The 15133-nt window shown below is 39.1% G+C and carries 18 protein-coding genes and 1 pseudogene; 11 read left to right on the top strand and 8 right to left on the bottom strand.

Going from position 1 to position 15133, the window contains the following annotated elements; translation table 11 throughout:
* The first annotated feature begins 39 nt into the window (after window positions 1-39).
* The 8 genes and pseudogenes from HCCG_RS03220 (at window position 40) to bioD (ending at window position 7239) form a co-directional block, all read left to right on the top strand.
* Complete coding sequence (locus HCCG_RS03220; protein ID WP_002955994.1) at window positions 40-228, top strand: hypothetical protein; 189 nt, start codon at window positions 40-42, stop codon at window positions 226-228.
* 158 nt (window positions 229-386) lie between these two features.
* Window positions 387-1212 (top strand): annotated as a pseudogene (locus tag HCCG_RS03230) (SLAC1 family transporter).
* A gap of 131 nt (window positions 1213-1343) precedes the next feature.
* On the top strand, window positions 1344-2381 hold the full coding sequence (locus HCCG_RS03235) for a radical SAM/SPASM domain-containing protein (protein ID WP_002955996.1): 1038 nt from the start codon (window positions 1344-1346) through the stop codon (window positions 2379-2381).
* A gap of 74 nt (window positions 2382-2455) precedes the next feature.
* Window positions 2456-2773 (top strand): divalent-cation tolerance protein CutA, encoded by a 318-nt coding sequence (gene cutA, locus HCCG_RS03240; RefSeq protein ID WP_002955997.1) that lies wholly within the window; start codon window positions 2456-2458, stop codon window positions 2771-2773.
* A gap of 279 nt (window positions 2774-3052) precedes the next feature.
* Window positions 3053-4501, top strand: coding sequence for an LLM class flavin-dependent oxidoreductase (locus HCCG_RS03245; RefSeq protein ID WP_002955998.1), 1449 nt, complete (start codon window positions 3053-3055; stop codon window positions 4499-4501).
* Window positions 4491-5561, top strand: a complete 1071-nt coding sequence (locus tag HCCG_RS03250) for an ATP-grasp domain-containing protein (protein ID WP_015453886.1) — start codon at window positions 4491-4493, stop codon at window positions 5559-5561. The genes HCCG_RS03245 and HCCG_RS03250 overlap by 11 nt, the downstream gene beginning before the upstream one ends.
* Window positions 5562-5571: 10 nt before the next feature.
* Window positions 5572-6594 (top strand): LLM class flavin-dependent oxidoreductase, encoded by a 1023-nt coding sequence (locus HCCG_RS03255; protein WP_002956000.1) that lies wholly within the window; start codon window positions 5572-5574, stop codon window positions 6592-6594.
* Window positions 6595-6612: 18 nt separating this feature from the next.
* The gene (bioD, locus tag HCCG_RS03260; protein WP_015453887.1) at window positions 6613-7239 is read left to right on the top strand and encodes an ATP-dependent dethiobiotin synthetase BioD; all 627 of its coding nucleotides are present in this window, start codon (window positions 6613-6615) and stop codon (window positions 7237-7239) included.
* A gap of 8 nt (window positions 7240-7247) precedes the next feature.
* Here the strand turns inward: bioD and HCCG_RS03265 are convergent, their stop codons facing one another.
* A complete protein-coding gene (locus HCCG_RS03265) occupies window positions 7248-8561 on the bottom strand; it encodes an adenosylmethionine--8-amino-7-oxononanoate transaminase (RefSeq protein WP_002956002.1) in 1314 nt (437 codons plus the stop codon).
* A 112-nt stretch (window positions 8562-8673) separates the two neighbouring features.
* Here HCCG_RS03265 and HCCG_RS03270 point away from each other — a divergent pair, with 112 nt between their 5' ends.
* Genes HCCG_RS03270 through bioC form a run of 3 tightly spaced genes read left to right on the top strand, consistent with a single transcriptional unit; the run spans window position 8674 to window position 11263 of the window.
* Window positions 8674-9828: an aminotransferase class I/II-fold pyridoxal phosphate-dependent enzyme gene (locus HCCG_RS03270; protein WP_002956003.1), complete on the top strand. Its 1155-nt coding sequence runs from the start codon at window positions 8674-8676 to the stop codon at window positions 9826-9828.
* Window positions 9825-10511, top strand: coding sequence for a pimeloyl-ACP methyl esterase BioG family protein (locus HCCG_RS03275; protein WP_002956004.1), 687 nt, complete (start codon window positions 9825-9827; stop codon window positions 10509-10511). Before HCCG_RS03270 ends, HCCG_RS03275 begins: the two co-directional genes overlap by 4 nt.
* Window positions 10499-11263 carry a malonyl-ACP O-methyltransferase BioC gene (gene bioC / locus HCCG_RS03280; protein WP_015453889.1) on the top strand — a complete coding sequence of 255 codons (765 nt, stop codon included), beginning with the start codon at window positions 10499-10501 and terminating at the stop codon, window positions 11261-11263. The genes HCCG_RS03275 and bioC overlap by 13 nt, the downstream gene beginning before the upstream one ends.
* 286 nt (window positions 11264-11549) lie before the next feature.
* Here the strand turns inward: bioC and HCCG_RS03285 are convergent, their stop codons facing one another.
* The 7 genes from HCCG_RS03285 to HCCG_RS12810 all read right to left on the bottom strand — a co-directional run bounded on the left by HCCG_RS03285 (window position 11550) and on the right by HCCG_RS12810 (window position 14944).
* The gene (locus tag HCCG_RS03285) at window positions 11550-12707 is read right to left on the bottom strand and encodes an autotransporter outer membrane beta-barrel domain-containing protein (RefSeq protein ID WP_002956006.1); all 1158 of its coding nucleotides are present in this window, start codon (window positions 12705-12707) and stop codon (window positions 11550-11552) included.
* Window positions 12694-13215 carry a hypothetical protein gene (locus HCCG_RS03290; RefSeq protein WP_015453890.1) on the bottom strand — a complete coding sequence of 174 codons (522 nt, stop codon included), beginning with the start codon at window positions 13213-13215 and terminating at the stop codon, window positions 12694-12696. The genes HCCG_RS03285 and HCCG_RS03290 overlap by 14 nt, the downstream gene beginning before the upstream one ends.
* Entirely contained in the window at window positions 13190-13468 is a 279-nt protein-coding gene (locus HCCG_RS03295) for an autotransporter-associated beta strand repeat-containing protein (protein WP_015453891.1), read from the bottom strand. The genes HCCG_RS03290 and HCCG_RS03295 overlap by 26 nt, the downstream gene beginning before the upstream one ends.
* Complete coding sequence (locus HCCG_RS03300) at window positions 13434-13937, bottom strand: hypothetical protein (RefSeq protein WP_197557768.1); 504 nt, start codon at window positions 13935-13937, stop codon at window positions 13434-13436. The genes HCCG_RS03295 and HCCG_RS03300 overlap by 35 nt, the downstream gene beginning before the upstream one ends.
* Window positions 13843-14316: a S8/S53 family peptidase gene (locus tag HCCG_RS12505; RefSeq protein WP_041321735.1), complete on the bottom strand. Its 474-nt coding sequence runs from the start codon at window positions 14314-14316 to the stop codon at window positions 13843-13845. Before HCCG_RS12505 ends, HCCG_RS03300 begins: the two co-directional genes overlap by 95 nt.
* A gap of 101 nt (window positions 14317-14417) precedes the next feature.
* A complete protein-coding gene (locus HCCG_RS03310) occupies window positions 14418-14810 on the bottom strand; it encodes a S8 family serine peptidase (protein ID WP_015453894.1) in 393 nt (130 codons plus the stop codon).
* Between the two features lie 11 nt (window positions 14811-14821).
* Window positions 14822-14944: a hypothetical protein gene (locus HCCG_RS12810; RefSeq protein WP_267891762.1), complete on the bottom strand. Its 123-nt coding sequence runs from the start codon at window positions 14942-14944 to the stop codon at window positions 14822-14824.
* Window positions 14945-15133: the final 189 nt, after the last annotated feature.

Below are 15133 nucleotides of genomic sequence, written 5' to 3' on the forward strand. Positions count from 1 at the left end.
GACAAGAATCTAGAATCTAAACAAAATAAGGACTAAGCTATGCAAAATGTAAATACAGAATCTAGCCTAGATTCTACAAGCCAAACACAAGGCAAAGCAGAATCTAATATTAAAGAGCCACACAATGCCATATCAGTAAAATCTAAACTCGCAAATTTGCCTATCGCATTATTTGCTTCAGTTATGGGGATAGGCGGACTTAGCCTTGTGTTAAAAAAGCAAGTGTGATTTTTGGTAGCGTAGCACTTGCAAATGCGTCCTTTAATAGCACAACACTTCATAGCGGAGCAAACGCACTAGAATCTAGCCTAGATTCTAGCCCATCTTGGCAAAGGGCAGTCGCACCATTTCTATGGTGGGGAGCGTATGGCTTTGCGGTGTTAGCAGTGGTTATTTTCGCCCTTTTGCTTGTGTGCTATGGTGCGAAAATACTCTATCATTTCAATGCGTTTAAGGCGGATTTAAAACACCAAGTAAAGATTAACTTCCTATCAAGCATTCCTATCAGTATGCTTATCATCGTGGCGTTTTGGAGTGATTTAAGTAGTGGGGTAGATTTGCTATGGCAAGGGATTTTGGGGCTTTTTTTATGTAGCAAATGCCTTGCAACTTATACTTAGCCTTTATGTGATGTCTTTTTGGTTTAAAGAGAGTATGAAGAGTGCTTTGCTATCCCCTGCGTGGTTTATACCTATTGTAGGGAATCTAATCGTGCCTTTAAGCGGTGGTTTAATCAACGCACCAAAGGAATTATTACTCTTTTTTTTCTCAATCGGTTGCTTTTTTTGGATTCTGCCCAGTGCGATGATTATGCAGCGATTAATCTTTGAGCAGAGTTTGGAATCTAAATTTATCCTTACACTTTTTATTTTTATCGCACCACCTAGCATTTTTGTGGTGGATTTTCATAGCCTTTTTGGATTCCATAATGCGTTGAGTTTTATGGGCTTTAATGTGGCGTTGTTTTTCGTGCTATTGCTTTTAAGTTTGGGTAATATCTTTACTAAGCTAAACTTTGCACCATCGTGGTGGGCTTTTACCTTTCCGCTGTGTGCCTTTGGGATAGCGAGTTTTGATTTATATATGATTGATTTTAAGTGTTTTTACGGGCTTTTGGGGATTTTAGGGCTTGTGATGGCATTTTTTGCGGTGGTGTTTATCTCATATAAGACTTTAAGGGCTGTTGCAAGTGGAGCTATTTTTAAAGAGTAGATAAAAAATAGCTAAATGTATTGGAATTTGTAGATTCTAGCTTAATTTCCATTGACACAAGCATAATTGACTATCCGTTTTTTTTTTTTTTGTAAATTGCGGATCTATTTTAGAATCTGCAAGGATACACTATGCTAAAACGAGCCATTAGATACGCTTACAAAAAAGTGCCAAATCGTTTAAAATCTAAGCTTTACAACCTTATGGATACCGATTCTTTTTACACGAACAAGATTCAGAATCTTATAGATTCTATCACTATGCTAAGCACACCTATCACAGATAGAGAATCTCAAAAAAGAATCTTGAAGCAATTTTTACAAGCAGTGGAGATAGAAATCGCAAGTTTTTGTAACCGCACTTGTTACTTTTGCCCAAACTCACATATTGATAGGAAAAGCAAAAGCATAGAGCTAGATGAGGTTGTGTTTTTAAAGCTTATTGATAACCTAAGCGAGATTGACTATGATAAATTTTTGAATTTTCATAGATTTAATGAGCCTTTAGCCAATAGAGAGCTGATTTTAAAGCGTGTGAGGCAAGCAAGACAAAAGCTTCCAAAGGCAAAGTTTTGTATTTTTACAAATGGCGATTACGCAGAAAAAGCGTATTTTGAAGAGCTAAGGGAAGCTGGGGTAACTCATATATTAATGTCATATTACCCTACAAATAAGGATTATGACAGAGAGAAAATTATAAAAGCAATGGAGAAAATGCAACAAAAGCTAAGCTTAGAATCTAAGCTTATGTATAATACTTTAGAAGAATATCGTGTGTGTTTTATGATGGAAGGTTTAGAGATAGAGTATCGCTCGTGGAATCCAAATGTTACGGGACAAAGTCGGGGTGGCTCACTGGATTTTATGAAGCAAAAACGCGATATTCAATCTGGCTGTTTTCAGTCTGCAATGAGTTTTTATGTGGATTACAATGGGCTTGTGATGCCCTGCTGTCATACACGAAGTGATGAAGAAACACATAAGCCTTTTATTCTTGGTGATTGCAATAAAAATGATATGTTTGAGATATTTTTCTCCACCACCTCTACAAATCTCCGCAAAGAGCTATTTGCCAACACCGCTAAAACCTGCAATAAGAATATACAAAAGATTTGCCAAGATTGCACAGATAGGCGTAGGGAAATGTTTTTTCAAGCCTCAAATAGTTAAATAGCAATTATTCTGTACAAATAAGCTATAATGCCTTGAATTTCTATGCTTAGTTTCTATCTTAAGGAGGTATTATGCTTATTATCCATACCACAACACCCACAAAAAAGGAAGCAAAAAATCTTATTAAGATTCTTTTAGAATCTCGCCTTATTGCCTGTGGGCAGTATTTTAAAATAAAAAGTCATTATGTTTGGAAAGATTCTAAAGGTAAAAGGAAGCTTTGCAAAGACAAGGAATATTTACTGATTTTAAAAACGCTGTCAGAGTGCTATGAAAGAATAGAATCTACAATTCTCTCTCATCATAGCTACGAAGCCCCAGAGATACTATCCTTTGAAGCAAAGGCTGAAAATGTGTATAATGCATGGTTAGAGCAGAATCTTGCCTAACTCTTATCTAGCCCAACACTTACCCAATCTCACCTATTTGATCCTATCTAACTCTAAAGTTGTTCTTGCCCACTTTTTTGTATTTTATTGCTTTTTATTTTACAAACATGCTTTTCCCACTCTTTTCATTCTTTGAACCTGAATCTTACTCCATCATCATAATTTTGAGTAAAAAAGTAACTCTAAATTACATATTTTTGTGATTACATATTGTATTTTTAAAAATATGTGTGTATGATAACGGCTGTTGCAACACAAGATTCTAAAACGGAGAACAATATGGGATTAACAAAACAAATTAGCTTTAATGCTTTTGAGATGAATTGTATTTCGCATTTAAGTCCGGGGCTATGGCGATACCCTAACGATCAAGCCCTAAAATATAAAGACATTGAATATTGGCAGAATATCGCACAAATCGCTGAAAAAGGGCTGTTTGATGCGGTGTTTATCGCTGATGTTTTGGGCGTGTATGATGTGTATGGGGGCAATGATTGTGGGGCGTTAAAGACTGCCCTGCAAGTGCCTGTCAATGATCCCGCTCAACTTGCTGTGATTGGTGCGGCGGTTACCAAACACATAGGCTTTGGAGTTACTGCTGGTGTGCCTTTTGAGCATCCTTATCCATTTGCTAGACGCCTTAGCACACTCGATCATCTCACAAAGGGGCGGATCGGCTGGAATATCGTTACGGGCTATCTGCCAAGTGCCAATAAAAATATGGGCTCAAGTGAGCTGCCCCACGATGAACGCTACGATGTGGCTGATGAATATATGGAAGTGATTTATAAGCTTTTAGAGGGGAGTTGGGAAGATTCTGCGGTGATTTTAGATGAGAAAAGTGGGGACTTTGCCGATCCAAATAAAATCCATCACATAGGACATCACGGCAAATATTTTGATGTCCCGGGTATTCATCTCTGTGAGCCAAGTATCCAACGCACACCGGTGCTATTCCAAGCGGGGAATTCTACGCGTGGTAGGCAGTTTGCCGCTACTCACGCAGAGGCTATTTTCATCGCCCCTCCTACAAAGGAATACGCTAAAATCGCTGTAAAACAAGTGCGAGATACTTTGATTCAAGCAGGACGCGATCCGTATAGTGCCAAAATCTACATTCTAGCCACCATTATCACTGATGAGAATGAGAATCTAGCACAGGCTAAATATAATGATTTACTTAGTTATTCTAGCAAGGAAGGCTCTTTGGTTATCAATTCTGGTTGGCTGGGCGTGGATTTAAGCCGCTATGACTTAGAAGATCCATTAAGCAACATTAAATCAAACGCCATGCTCGCACAAGTAGAAGCCTTGAATAACTCCACAACAGAATCTGGCAGGGAGTGGCGACTAAAAGACTTACTCAAGCTCACAGGGCTAGGCTGTCAAGGACCAAAGTTTGTAGGCTCACCTACGCAAGTTTGCGATATTTTACAAGAAGTGATTGCTTATAGCGATGCTGATGGCTTTAATCTAGCTTATGCGACAACACCCGGGAGCTTTGAAGATGTCGTGCGTTTCATCGTGCCAGAGCTTCAAAATCGCGGCGTGTATAAAAGAGAATACACGCAAGGCTCACTGCGACACAAACTCTTTGGCAGGGGTGATAGGCTAGATTCTAGTCATATCGCTTCACGCTATCGTGTGGGCGGGGCAAAAAGCACAATCAATGATTATGCGAACACAGGGCGATTTAAACACAATAAGGAGCAAGACTATGTTATATGATTGTTTGCCGCAAGGCATTTACATAATCCACGAGAATCCCGAGTGGATACCGCCTTTTAAGGAGGCATTTGATAGGGCTGGGGTTAATTTCAATGAAATCCTTCTCACACAAGGGGGCATTAGTTTAGATTCTATCCCACCAAATGGGGTGTTTTGGAGTAGGCTTAGTGCCTCAAGTCATACGCGTGATAATGCCTTTTCTAAGGAATATGGTCGTGCGTTGTTAGCGTGGCTAGAATCTTACGGGCGTTGCGTGATAAATGGCAGCTCTGTGCTAGAGCTTGAAGTCAGCAAGGTTAAACAGGCTTTACTTTTAGAATCTTTTTTTAAAGCAAAAGGCTGTGAGTTTAAAACGCCACAAACACTTGCGGTATTTGGGAAAACTGATTTAATCAATGCGGCAAGTAGCTTTGCTAAAGATAACAAGCCATTTATCACAAAACATAATCAAGGCGGCAAGGGCTTAGGTGTGCGACTTTTTGAAAATGTTGATGAGTTTAGGGGCTATGTGGAATCAGCTGAGTTTGAACTACCCATTGATGGTATTACACTTTTACAAGAATATGTAGAATCTAGGGAAGCTTTTATTACGCGATGTGAGTTTATCGGCGGGAAGTTTCACTATGCGGTGCGAGTGGATACGAGTAATGGGGCGTTTGAGCTATGCCCTGCTGATGCGTGTCAAATAGATTCTTTAGATTCTAAAGTGGATTCTAGTAGGGATTCTAAGTTGGCGGATTCTAAAGCAGAATCTACAAAACGCCCCGCTCTTGCTGGGGCGGCGTGTGAAGTGGGAGCTGGGGATAAATTTAGCCTAAGAAAAGAGATAGATTCTAAAAGCCCTATTGTGCGGTGTTTAGAGCAGTTTTTAGCACTGCATAATATCGCTGTGGCAGGGATTGAATTTATTGAAGGTGTGAGCGGGGATATTGTGGTCTATGATATAAACACAAACACAAATTATAACTCCACACTAGAATCTAAAATCCGCTCTAGTGGCGGAGTGGCGGCGGCGGATAGGTTGGTTAGCTTTTTAAAAGAGCAGTTTGACAAACAATAAAGGAGTGAAAATGAAGTTTGGGTATTGGAGTCCGGTATTTGGCAGTTGGCTTAGGAATGTAGATGATGATAGTACGCAGTGTTCTTGGGAGTATATCCGCGATTTAGCCATAAAAGCGGAGAATCTAGGCTATACGCTCACCCTTGTGCCAGAGCTGTATCTCAATGACATTAAGGGTGAAAAAGCCCCAGCTCTTGATGCGTGGGCTATTGCCAATGGTTTAGCGGCGGTTACACAAAGCATTGAGATTCTAGCCGCTTTGCGTCCACAGTATCATCAAGTAGCTTTGACTGCCAAGCAGATTGCTACCATTGCACAAATTTGTAATGGGCGATTTTCTATCAATATGGTATCAGCGTGGTGGGAAGAGGAGGCTAGGCAGTATAGTATAAACTTTGACGCACACGATGATAGATATACGCTCACACACGAATACACCGATGTTTTGCGAGGATTTTGGAGTAAAAGCCCATTTCATCACAAGGGCAAGTATTTTAGCTTTGAAAATTCCTATAATGAGCCAAAACCACCCAAGATTCCGCTTGTGTATGCCGGAGGTGAGAGTGAGATAGGCAGAAATGCTATCACACAATTTGCGGATTTTTATCTCTTGCACGGCGGCACACTTGAAGAAGCGCAAACAAAAATAGCGGATATGAAAGAGCGAAAGAAAAGAGCGGGATTGCCTCCATTTAAGGGCTTTGGTATGGCGGTGTATATGATTGTGCGTGATAGTGAAGAAGAGGCACAAAATGAGCTAAAGCGGATTACTACCATTAAAAATTACGCTGATTATGAAAACTCGTATAAGAATTTCACAGACAATTCACAGCTTGATGTAGAGATTAGCAAGCAGGAATACAGCGTGTCTAATCGCGGACTGCGACCAAATCTAGTTGGCACACCCGAAAGCGTGGCACAAAAGATTAGGGCGTATAAAGAAGCAGGGCTAGATTTGCTTATCATTCAGTGTGCTAATATGCAAAAGGAGCTAGAATATATCGCTAAAAAGGTTATGCCGTTGGTAAAATAGAACCTTTAAGGAGTTTTGATGATTTGGTTGCGTCAGCTTTATATCGTAGGAATTCATACAGATGTAGGTAAAACACACTTCAGTGCGGCTTTTTGCAAGGCATTTTCATACACTTATTTTAAACTTCTTCAAGCAGGAAGCCCAACGGATGAGCAACGCGTGAAAGAACTCTCTCCACATACGCAGATTTTACCATCTGCACTTACTCTTCGCACTGCTGCTTCTCCTCACATTGGATATAAATATGAGAATCTAACATACAATGGCTTGCATTTAAAGATTCCGCAATCCGATAGACTTCTCATTGAGCTTGCTGGAGGGCTTTTCACACCACTTGATAATACACATACTTTTTTTGATTATATCCTTGCTAATCCTCGCCCTATTATTGTTGTGGGAAGATATTATCTTGGTTGCATTAATCATATCTTACTTACATTACACGCTCTGCAAAATATGCCTATTCTTGCACTCGTTATGCTCAAAGATTCTAAGGATATTTATCGTGATGAGATCGACGAGTTTGTGTGCTCTTACACAAAAATTCCACTTGTGCATATAGAATCTTACACAACCCAAAACTTAGATTCTATTGCAAATAGACTTGCACATAAACTTAGACCTTATATTCAAGAGCTGTTGTAGTTTCTCTATCAAAATTCATTTTCTAAAATATTATCAAGCACACCACATACATATTCAGCAAGTTCAAGACTTATTATATAAGGTGGCATAAAATAAATCGTATTTCCTAAAGGACGCAACAACACACCCTTTTCAAGTGCTTGTTCATACACATACAATCCCGCCCTTGCAAACCTACACCCAATCAAATCAAATGCAAACACCATTCCACACACACGCACATTGCTTACCTTTTTATGCTTTGAAAGCATAGACCATTGCTTGGCTATGGCAGCACTTAAAGAACGATTGGAGAGTAGCGTATTGTCTTGCTCAAAAATATTGAGCACAGCATTTGCAGCAGCTATGGCAAGAGCATTACCCGTATAGCTATGGGAATGCAAAAAGCCTTTTTGTTCTTCATAAGGTGCATAGAATCCTTGATAAATACTATCACTTGTAACCACAACAGACAAGGGAAGATATCCACCTGTAATGCCTTTAGAAAGACAAAGAAAATCAGGCACGACATCACATTGTTCTAGGGCAAACATACTGCCTGTGCGACCAAATCCCACAGCAATTTCATCAAAAATAATATGAATATTATACTTTTGTGCCAACACACACGCCTCCTGCACATAAGCAGAAGGATACATATTCATACCTCCTGCGCACTGCAACAAAGGCTCAAGAATAAACGCACAAATGCGATGAGCGTGCTTTTTTAGAATCTGCTCCAATGCTTCAATCTCTCTGTGATAATCTCCATTTATTGTATTATCATTAGGATTCCACATACCCGATGGCACAGGCGTGTTTAAAGCTTCAAGTAAAAGAGGTTTATAAGCGCTTTTATAAAGCCCCACATCACCTACACTTAAAGCCCCTAAGGTTTCGCCGTGATAGGCATTTGCTAAGGATAAAAACGCATTTTTTTCTTTATTACCTGCGTTATAATGACTATGAAAACTCATTTTTAATGCCACTTCAACCGCACTTGAACCATTATCAGCATAAAAACATTTTTGCAAACTTTGTGGGAGCAAGGCACATAATCGCTTAGAATAAGTAATAATACCCTCGTGCGAGAATCCAGCCAAAATAATATGCTCCAGTTGCTCTAATTGCTGCACAATCGCAGTGTTAATAATAGGATTGCAATGCCCAAAAAGATTAACCCACCAACTACTGATACCATCAATAAATGACTTCCCATCAAAATCATACAAATACACACCTTTTGCTGATTGAATAGGGATAAGCGGTAATGTTTCGTGATCTTTCATTTGTGTGCAAGGATGCCAAATATGTGCCAAATCTAAAGCTTTTAAATCTAACATAGCTCCGCCTTATACAAAAATTTGGATATAATTTTACTCCACAATATCTAATTCCCCAATAAGGAATGCTATGCCCAACAAACCTTCGTTTAACCACGCTTCATCATTTGATGTGGGCTTAGATACACAATTAAAATCACTCAAAGATACACATAATTTCCGCACAATTACAGATTATCAACATAATGACATTTTTATCACTCCTTATGTCTCACACGCCTATCATTTACCACATAAACCCCTCATTAATTTTGCAAGCAATGACTACTTAGCTCTCTCATTAGATGCTACACTTGTCCAAGAATTTCTTAGCACACTTTGTGCCCAAGATATAGTTTTTTCTAGTGCATCTTCGCGTTCTTTAAGTGGAGGATTCCCTATTTATGACACTTTGGAATCTCATCTTAGCCAACTCTACGCACCCAAAAAAGCCTTGCTTTTTAACAGCGGTTATCACTGCAATCTTTCCTGTATTCAGGCATTAGGCACTCTTACACGCACGCTTTTTTTGCTTGATAGATTCTCTCACGCGAGTGTATTTGATGGGGTGCGTAACGCTCACTTTAAGCGCTTTAAACATAATGATATAGCTGCACTTGCAACGCTTGTTGAATCTTATCATCGTCATTATGAACGCGTGATTATTGTAACTGAAGGACTTTTTAGTATGGAGGGAGATTTTTGTAAAATTAACGACATAATACAACTCAAAAAAACTTACCCTAATGTATTTTTATATATTGATGAAGCCCATAGCGTGGGTGTATGTGGCAAAGATGGACTTGGGATAGCCTATGAATACATTGAGGAAATTGATTTCCTTGTGCTTACTTTTGGCAAAGCTTTGGCTTCTGTGGGGGCTTGTATGCTTTGTAATACAGCTCAAAGAGACTTTTTTGTCAATACTTCACGAGGGTTGATATACTCCACTGCCCTGCCACCAATTAATGTTGCGTGGAGTAGCTTTATATGGAGCAAAATACCTACCTTAAACCATAAGCGTGAAAAATTACAGCTTTTGAGTCATCATCTGTGTTTATCCTTGAAAGAAAAGGGCTACACAATAAGGGGTGAAGCACATATTATTTCGCTTATGTGTGGAGACAATCACTCCGCAATTAAGCTCTCTAAAAAGTTGCGTGAGCGTGGATTCTTTGCTCCTGCCATCAAAGAACCTACGATTCCTAAAGGAACAGCAAGAATCCGATTCTCTCTCAATGCCAATTTAGAATTAGAACACATATTTCAACTTGCAGAGGCACTATGAAATATAAATGGCTTCATAAAACCGCAAAAGATTCTTTCACAAAAGACTTAGTAATATGTATGGGTGGTTTTGGAAGTGAGCCTAGCCATTTTCAACATCTTTGTGCTTATGAATGTGATGTTATTATGTTTTATGATTATAGAGATATAAATATACTTAAATCCTATGATACACACGAAATTTTGTATCTCTTCCACAATCATTTTAGGCATATTTATCTTATCGCTTTTTCACTTGGCGTATGTGTGGCAAATGTTATTTTTGCACCGATATGGGGACGATTCACACGCACATTTGCTATTAATGGCACACCTCTAGGCATTGATAAAACTTATGGCATTCCTCCTACACTCTTTAGATATACAATCAAGCATTTTGATGCACAGCAATTTCGCACAGGATTATTAGGACATAGGCTAGAATCTCATTTTATCTTGCGTGAAAATCAAGCCTTACGCAATGAACTTGAAGTGCTTTATGAGTTTTCTCAATCAATACCATCACATCAACTACAAAAGTGGGAATATGCACTCATATCACATAATGATGAGATTTTCCCACCAGAGTCAAATAAACAATATTGGCTTTCTCAAGCTCTTCAAAACACGCGGATTCTATGGAGCAATGAGCCACACTTTGTTTTCTTTGGATTTAGCTCATGGGAAGAATTATGCCAACTATAAAAAAACCAAGAGTCGCTTCCAACGATTTTAATCTTATCTCCTTTTACAAAGCCCGATGCACCTATAATCAAAATAGCCCAATACAACACGCTATGAGATTTCATCTTCTAGACTTGCTTAAAAAGCACACAAATCGCAAATATTTTGATTCTATCTTTGAATTTGGTGCAGGAATGGGTGAGCTTACGACACTTGTATGCAAATCATTTGATTTTCAACGCTACATAACAAATGATTTTTACCCTTACGATATGGGTGCAGTGCTACACGATGAGAGAATTTCACACTTTGCTTTTGATATGACACAACTTTGCACTCATTCTCTTGCAACAGAGCAATTTGAACTTATCATCTCTAATGCTTGCCTACAATGGCTTGATTGCATCTCTACACTCACTACTTTAAAATCTATGATTGCTCGCGGTGGGATATTGGCATTAAGTAGCTTTGGACAAGACAATATGCACGAAATACGCAATATTACAGGCGTAGGATTACAATATGAAAGCTTAGATACAATACACACATTACTAGCACAAGATTTTAAAATCCTTGCTTTAGAATCTACCCATCATTATTTGCATTTTGATAATGCCCTTGAGGTTTTTAGGCATCTAAAATTAAGTGGTGTTAATGCTTTTGGCACAAGTAAGCCTTTTGCTCTCACAAAGACTATGCTCAAAGACTATTCCAAAAAATTTAATAATACACTCACTTATGAGCCTCTTTATATCCTTGCTCTCAAGCGTTAAGAAATAGCACATAAACGAAACACTATTGCCTTAGCAATAACCCTATAAAGTAAAAACCAAAATGTTTGAAAAAGAGATTAAAAAATGGGCTTAAGATTCTTAATGCTTACTAGCCTAGCGATAAAGTATGCCAAAAGACTTTAAAAGTTCATTCCCACACTTGCATTGATATTCAAAAGCGTATAAGCCCGCTCACTTCACTGCTTAAGCCAAAGCGTCCAAAATAGTCTTTATATTACATTTGGGCATTTACTCCGCCATAAAAGCTATGGGTATCTAGCATTGCTTATTGAGTAAAAGATGAGTTGGCAAAATCACTGAAAGATGATTTTGCTTCCACAGAATCTGTAAATCTTACATTATAAAAACCAAATCCAGAAAAACTAAAATGCAAAGATTCTAAAGACAAAGTGTAGCCTATATGTAAGCCCAGAGATGTGCCAAAGGTATTATACATACTTGCAGAATTAGCACAAGCAAACACTTCTCCGCTCTCTTTATATGCACCATGCATAACACCACTATAAGAGGGTAGCATCATAGGCTTGAAAACAACCTTGCTTACTTGAAAATCCTTGCTTATCCCACCTTGAATATATAAAATCGTTGTGTTGTAATCTGTATTAATGTTGTAATTTTGCCCTCCAATGATAGTTTTATTTGTCGTATTCAGTCCCATACCCACACTTGCTGTGCCAAGGATTGAACAATGTTTGAAGTCATAGTTTCCACTCCCACCCAGCGTGAAAGTGTGGCTATTGCGTTGCGTATAGGTATCATTAGCACCGACATAAGCATAATCCAAAAATCCCCCTAAAAGCAAGGAATTGCTTAGGCGATTTTTATAATGAAAACTCGTGCCTGTGCTTGAAGCTTTGTAGCTTTTGTGAGAAAATAAGGTATAGTTTACATTCATTATCATTTGTTGTTTTGCATTTTGGGTTAAAGAGAGTATGTCGGCTAGAATCTTGCTACTTATGGCGTTATCCACACTTGCAACTTTCACGGATCGTTTATAAGCCCTTAAAGCATTATAGCTTGGCATATCCTGCATAGGAGTAAGAGCAAAAGAGAGTGAGCTGAAACCTAGTGATTGTTGTGAATTAAAAGTATCCTGCACAGAATCGAGCGGGGCATTTTCAGCAAGGCTATCAATACTTGCTTGATATGAAGAGCTATTGGCATTTGTGATAGTCTCAAAGTAGTCTTGGTAGTCTTTTGAAAGGTTGGGGTCTTGGAAAACTCCCATAGTAGAATCCCCACTGTCACTTGGGCTAAACGCATCATTTTTAAGCGTCGTGCTATCATAAATAAAATCTAGGACATTGTTGCTCTTTGGCAAAATAGTGTCAAATTTACCAGTATAATTTTTAAGTGAGCCTAAATCAAGCTGTATGGTTTTACCCGCCGTAAGTAAGCTTCCCTCTCCACTATATAGGGACAAACTCTAGCGTGTCGCCTTGTATGTCATAGCTATTTGCTTCTAACTTGGAGTTGAGACTCCCGCTAAAGGCAATTTGCAGCTTTGCATTAGAATCTTGCGTGTAAGAGCCATTGATTGTAAGGGTATTTTGCGAAAGGTTAGTGATGGGCATAGCACCAAATCCCGCCATAACGATACCGCTTTCATTTTTGACTTGAGGGTTGGTGCTTATTTCACTGCCTCTTTCGATTATCCCTGATACTACGAGAATCCCACCATTTTGCAAGGTTATAGAGCTTGTGGCAAGTTTGGCATTGCTCGTGTTGCTACCACTCTCTACTTTGCCTAGCTGAATAATACCGCTATCCTTAGCTGTGATACCACCTATAATCGTGCCTAAATCTAGAATCTGCACTATGCCACCAGATTCTGCTGTGGCGTTTTTCTCTACTTTCGCAGTGCCACTTAGCTGTGCTAATCCACCATTTTTGGCTGTGAGATTATTACTGACTTCGCCTTTGAGAGGCATTTGATTTGCTAAGTTTGCTATTTTGAGCTACTTCTAATACGCCTTGCAAAACGCGTATCGCTCCATGATAGGTGTTATCCTTACCACTTAGCGTAAGTTTGCCTTGTCCTGTTTTTATTAAACCTGCTTTTTTAATGTCTTTTAGCTCTTCTTTAGGCGAGTTCCACGCACCCTCTATATACCATTTATCCTCCCATAATCGCTGATATATGTTGTTGCTAAACTCGCCACTTAGCCCCCCCCTTTGTATCAATGGTATAAAAGGCTTGATTCTCTCCCTCAAAATGCTCTACACTATTTTTATTCATACAATTGACATCAAGCCGTGCCAAGCCTTTTAGAGCCTTTTGCACATCTAAAATCCCCTGCTCAAAGACTTCTTCTTTGCTAAGTTTGATAATCGCTTCAGCATCATCGTGAGATTGATCTGTTTTGCTAAGATTATTGAACATGTTAGCAATCTCGCTTTCAGTATAGCCTAGCTTTTTCAAATCCGCTTTTACCTGCTCTCTATCTATCTTGCCATTTTTCATAGGTGGTTCATTATCAATATAAATGATATTATAGGAAGTGTATTTACCGCTTGGTGTTGGCATAGCTTTAATGGTAAGTTTTGGAGCGGTGTAGTTATTGTTTGCTGTGGTGAGTAGCACATCGGCAAGTCGCGATCCGCCTAAAAAGCCAAATTTCTGCTGCACGAGCATTGCCGCGCCGCTTACCATAGGCGTAGCTTGTGATATCCCACTCATCGCACAAAAATTCATCGGTGCTAGTCCCATTCTTATCCTGACAACAAGAAGTAGGGCTTTGCCCTGTGCCAAAATTCGCATTTGCAGAATCTATTTGACTCCCCGGAGCAGTGATTGCATAAAGTGCCGCACCTTTAAAAGCATTGCTAAAACTTGCCAATCCATTACACTCTGCTTGATTATTGCTTGAGCATTTCCCACTTAATATAGTCATATGCTTTGTTTTTTCATCAATGGTTATCCCCTGTGCGTCTAAAGCCCCCGCCACAAGCCACGCGCGGACGGCTTCATCATAGCTTGGGGCCACCGCTGTGGCAGCAGGGGTCATCTTGCCCTCATTCCCAGCTGCCATAACATTTAAAATGTCTTTTTCTTTAGATAAACGGATAAGGTGCAAGGTATCGTGTGGGGCTCTTCTGCCTGTGGAAGTTGCTTCTTGGTTAATTCTCCATTCTAAAAGCGTGTTGAAATAATAATCCGCACTAATTGTCTCGCTATTTTTATCAATGACAGCATAGCCAGAATCTGTATAGTAGCGATTATTGAGCGGATACCAATAGCCACCCAGCTATTATTAATAATTTTGACATTCCAATTCTTTACATCTTCATACAAATTGCCTGTGTAGCTTAGGCTTGGATTTTGTTTGCCAAGTCCATAATACTTGCCATTATACGCAATGCCGTGTGGATCTCTATCACCTTTCATCGCACCAATGGCGATACCAGCCACGTGTGTGCCGTGCTGTTCTAATATGCTAGAGCTACCATTGACTAGATCCACATCTTTACCGGCTAGACTTGGGTGAGTTGTGCTAAAGGCAGAATCTATGACGCCAAGATTCACGCCACTGCCATCTATGCCCGGACTATGCCCGGATTTTCCTTATAGGCTTCATCAAGGTTAATGAGCTTCCACGATTTTTTAAGGATATACATTATATCACTAGCACTTAGCCCAAATGGCATAAAGCTACACAAAAGGCTAATATATGCTTTTTCATTGATAAACCTCTAATTTTTTGCGAGATTCTAATCAAAAAAAAAAAAACGCCTTATCTACCAACACAACAAATCAGCAAGGTGCTTAAAGGCTACTAAAATCAACATATAAAAAGTATTTAGCAAAAAGTATAAAATAATTTAGCCCATTTGTGCGTATGCAGATTC

The organism is Helicobacter cinaedi CCUG 18818 = ATCC BAA-847, from assembly GCF_000155475.1.
Taxonomy (GTDB): Bacteria; Campylobacterota; Campylobacteria; order Campylobacterales; family Helicobacteraceae; genus Helicobacter_C; species Helicobacter_C cinaedi.

Bases quoted from the DNA above. Each gene is read 5' to 3' on its own strand.
- HCCG_RS03255 (WP_002956000.1), top strand. From the start codon at position 5,572: ATGAAGTTTGGGTATTGGAGTCCGGTATTTGGCAGTTGGCTTAGGAAT.
- HCCG_RS03250 (WP_015453886.1), top strand. From the start codon at position 4,491: ATGTTATATGATTGTTTGCCGCAAGGCATTTACATAATCCACGAGAAT.
- cutA (WP_002955997.1), top strand. From the start codon at position 2,456: ATGCTTATTATCCATACCACAACACCCACAAAAAAGGAAGCAAAAAAT.
- HCCG_RS03300 (WP_197557768.1), bottom strand. From the start codon at position 13,937: ATGGTAAGCGGCGCGGCAATGCTCGTGCAGCAGAAATTTGGCTTTTTA.
- HCCG_RS03245 (WP_002955998.1), top strand. From the start codon at position 3,053: ATGGGATTAACAAAACAAATTAGCTTTAATGCTTTTGAGATGAATTGT.
- HCCG_RS03235 (WP_002955996.1), top strand. From the start codon at position 1,344: ATGCTAAAACGAGCCATTAGATACGCTTACAAAAAAGTGCCAAATCGT.
- HCCG_RS03265 (WP_002956002.1), bottom strand. From the start codon at position 8,561: ATGTTAGATTTAAAAGCTTTAGATTTGGCACATATTTGGCATCCTTGC.
- HCCG_RS03220 (WP_002955994.1), top strand. From the start codon at position 40: ATGCAAAATGTAAATACAGAATCTAGCCTAGATTCTACAAGCCAAACA.
- HCCG_RS12505 (WP_041321735.1), bottom strand. From the start codon at position 14,316: ATGGCAGCTGGGAATGAGGGCAAGATGACCCCTGCTGCCACAGCGGTG.
- bioC (WP_015453889.1), top strand. From the start codon at position 10,499: ATGCCAACTATAAAAAAACCAAGAGTCGCTTCCAACGATTTTAATCTT.
- bioD (WP_015453887.1), top strand. From the start codon at position 6,613: ATGATTTGGTTGCGTCAGCTTTATATCGTAGGAATTCATACAGATGTA.
- HCCG_RS03290 (WP_015453890.1), bottom strand. From the start codon at position 13,215: ATGCCTCTCAAAGGCGAAGTCAGTAATAATCTCACAGCCAAAAATGGT.
- HCCG_RS03275 (WP_002956004.1), top strand. From the start codon at position 9,825: ATGAAATATAAATGGCTTCATAAAACCGCAAAAGATTCTTTCACAAAA.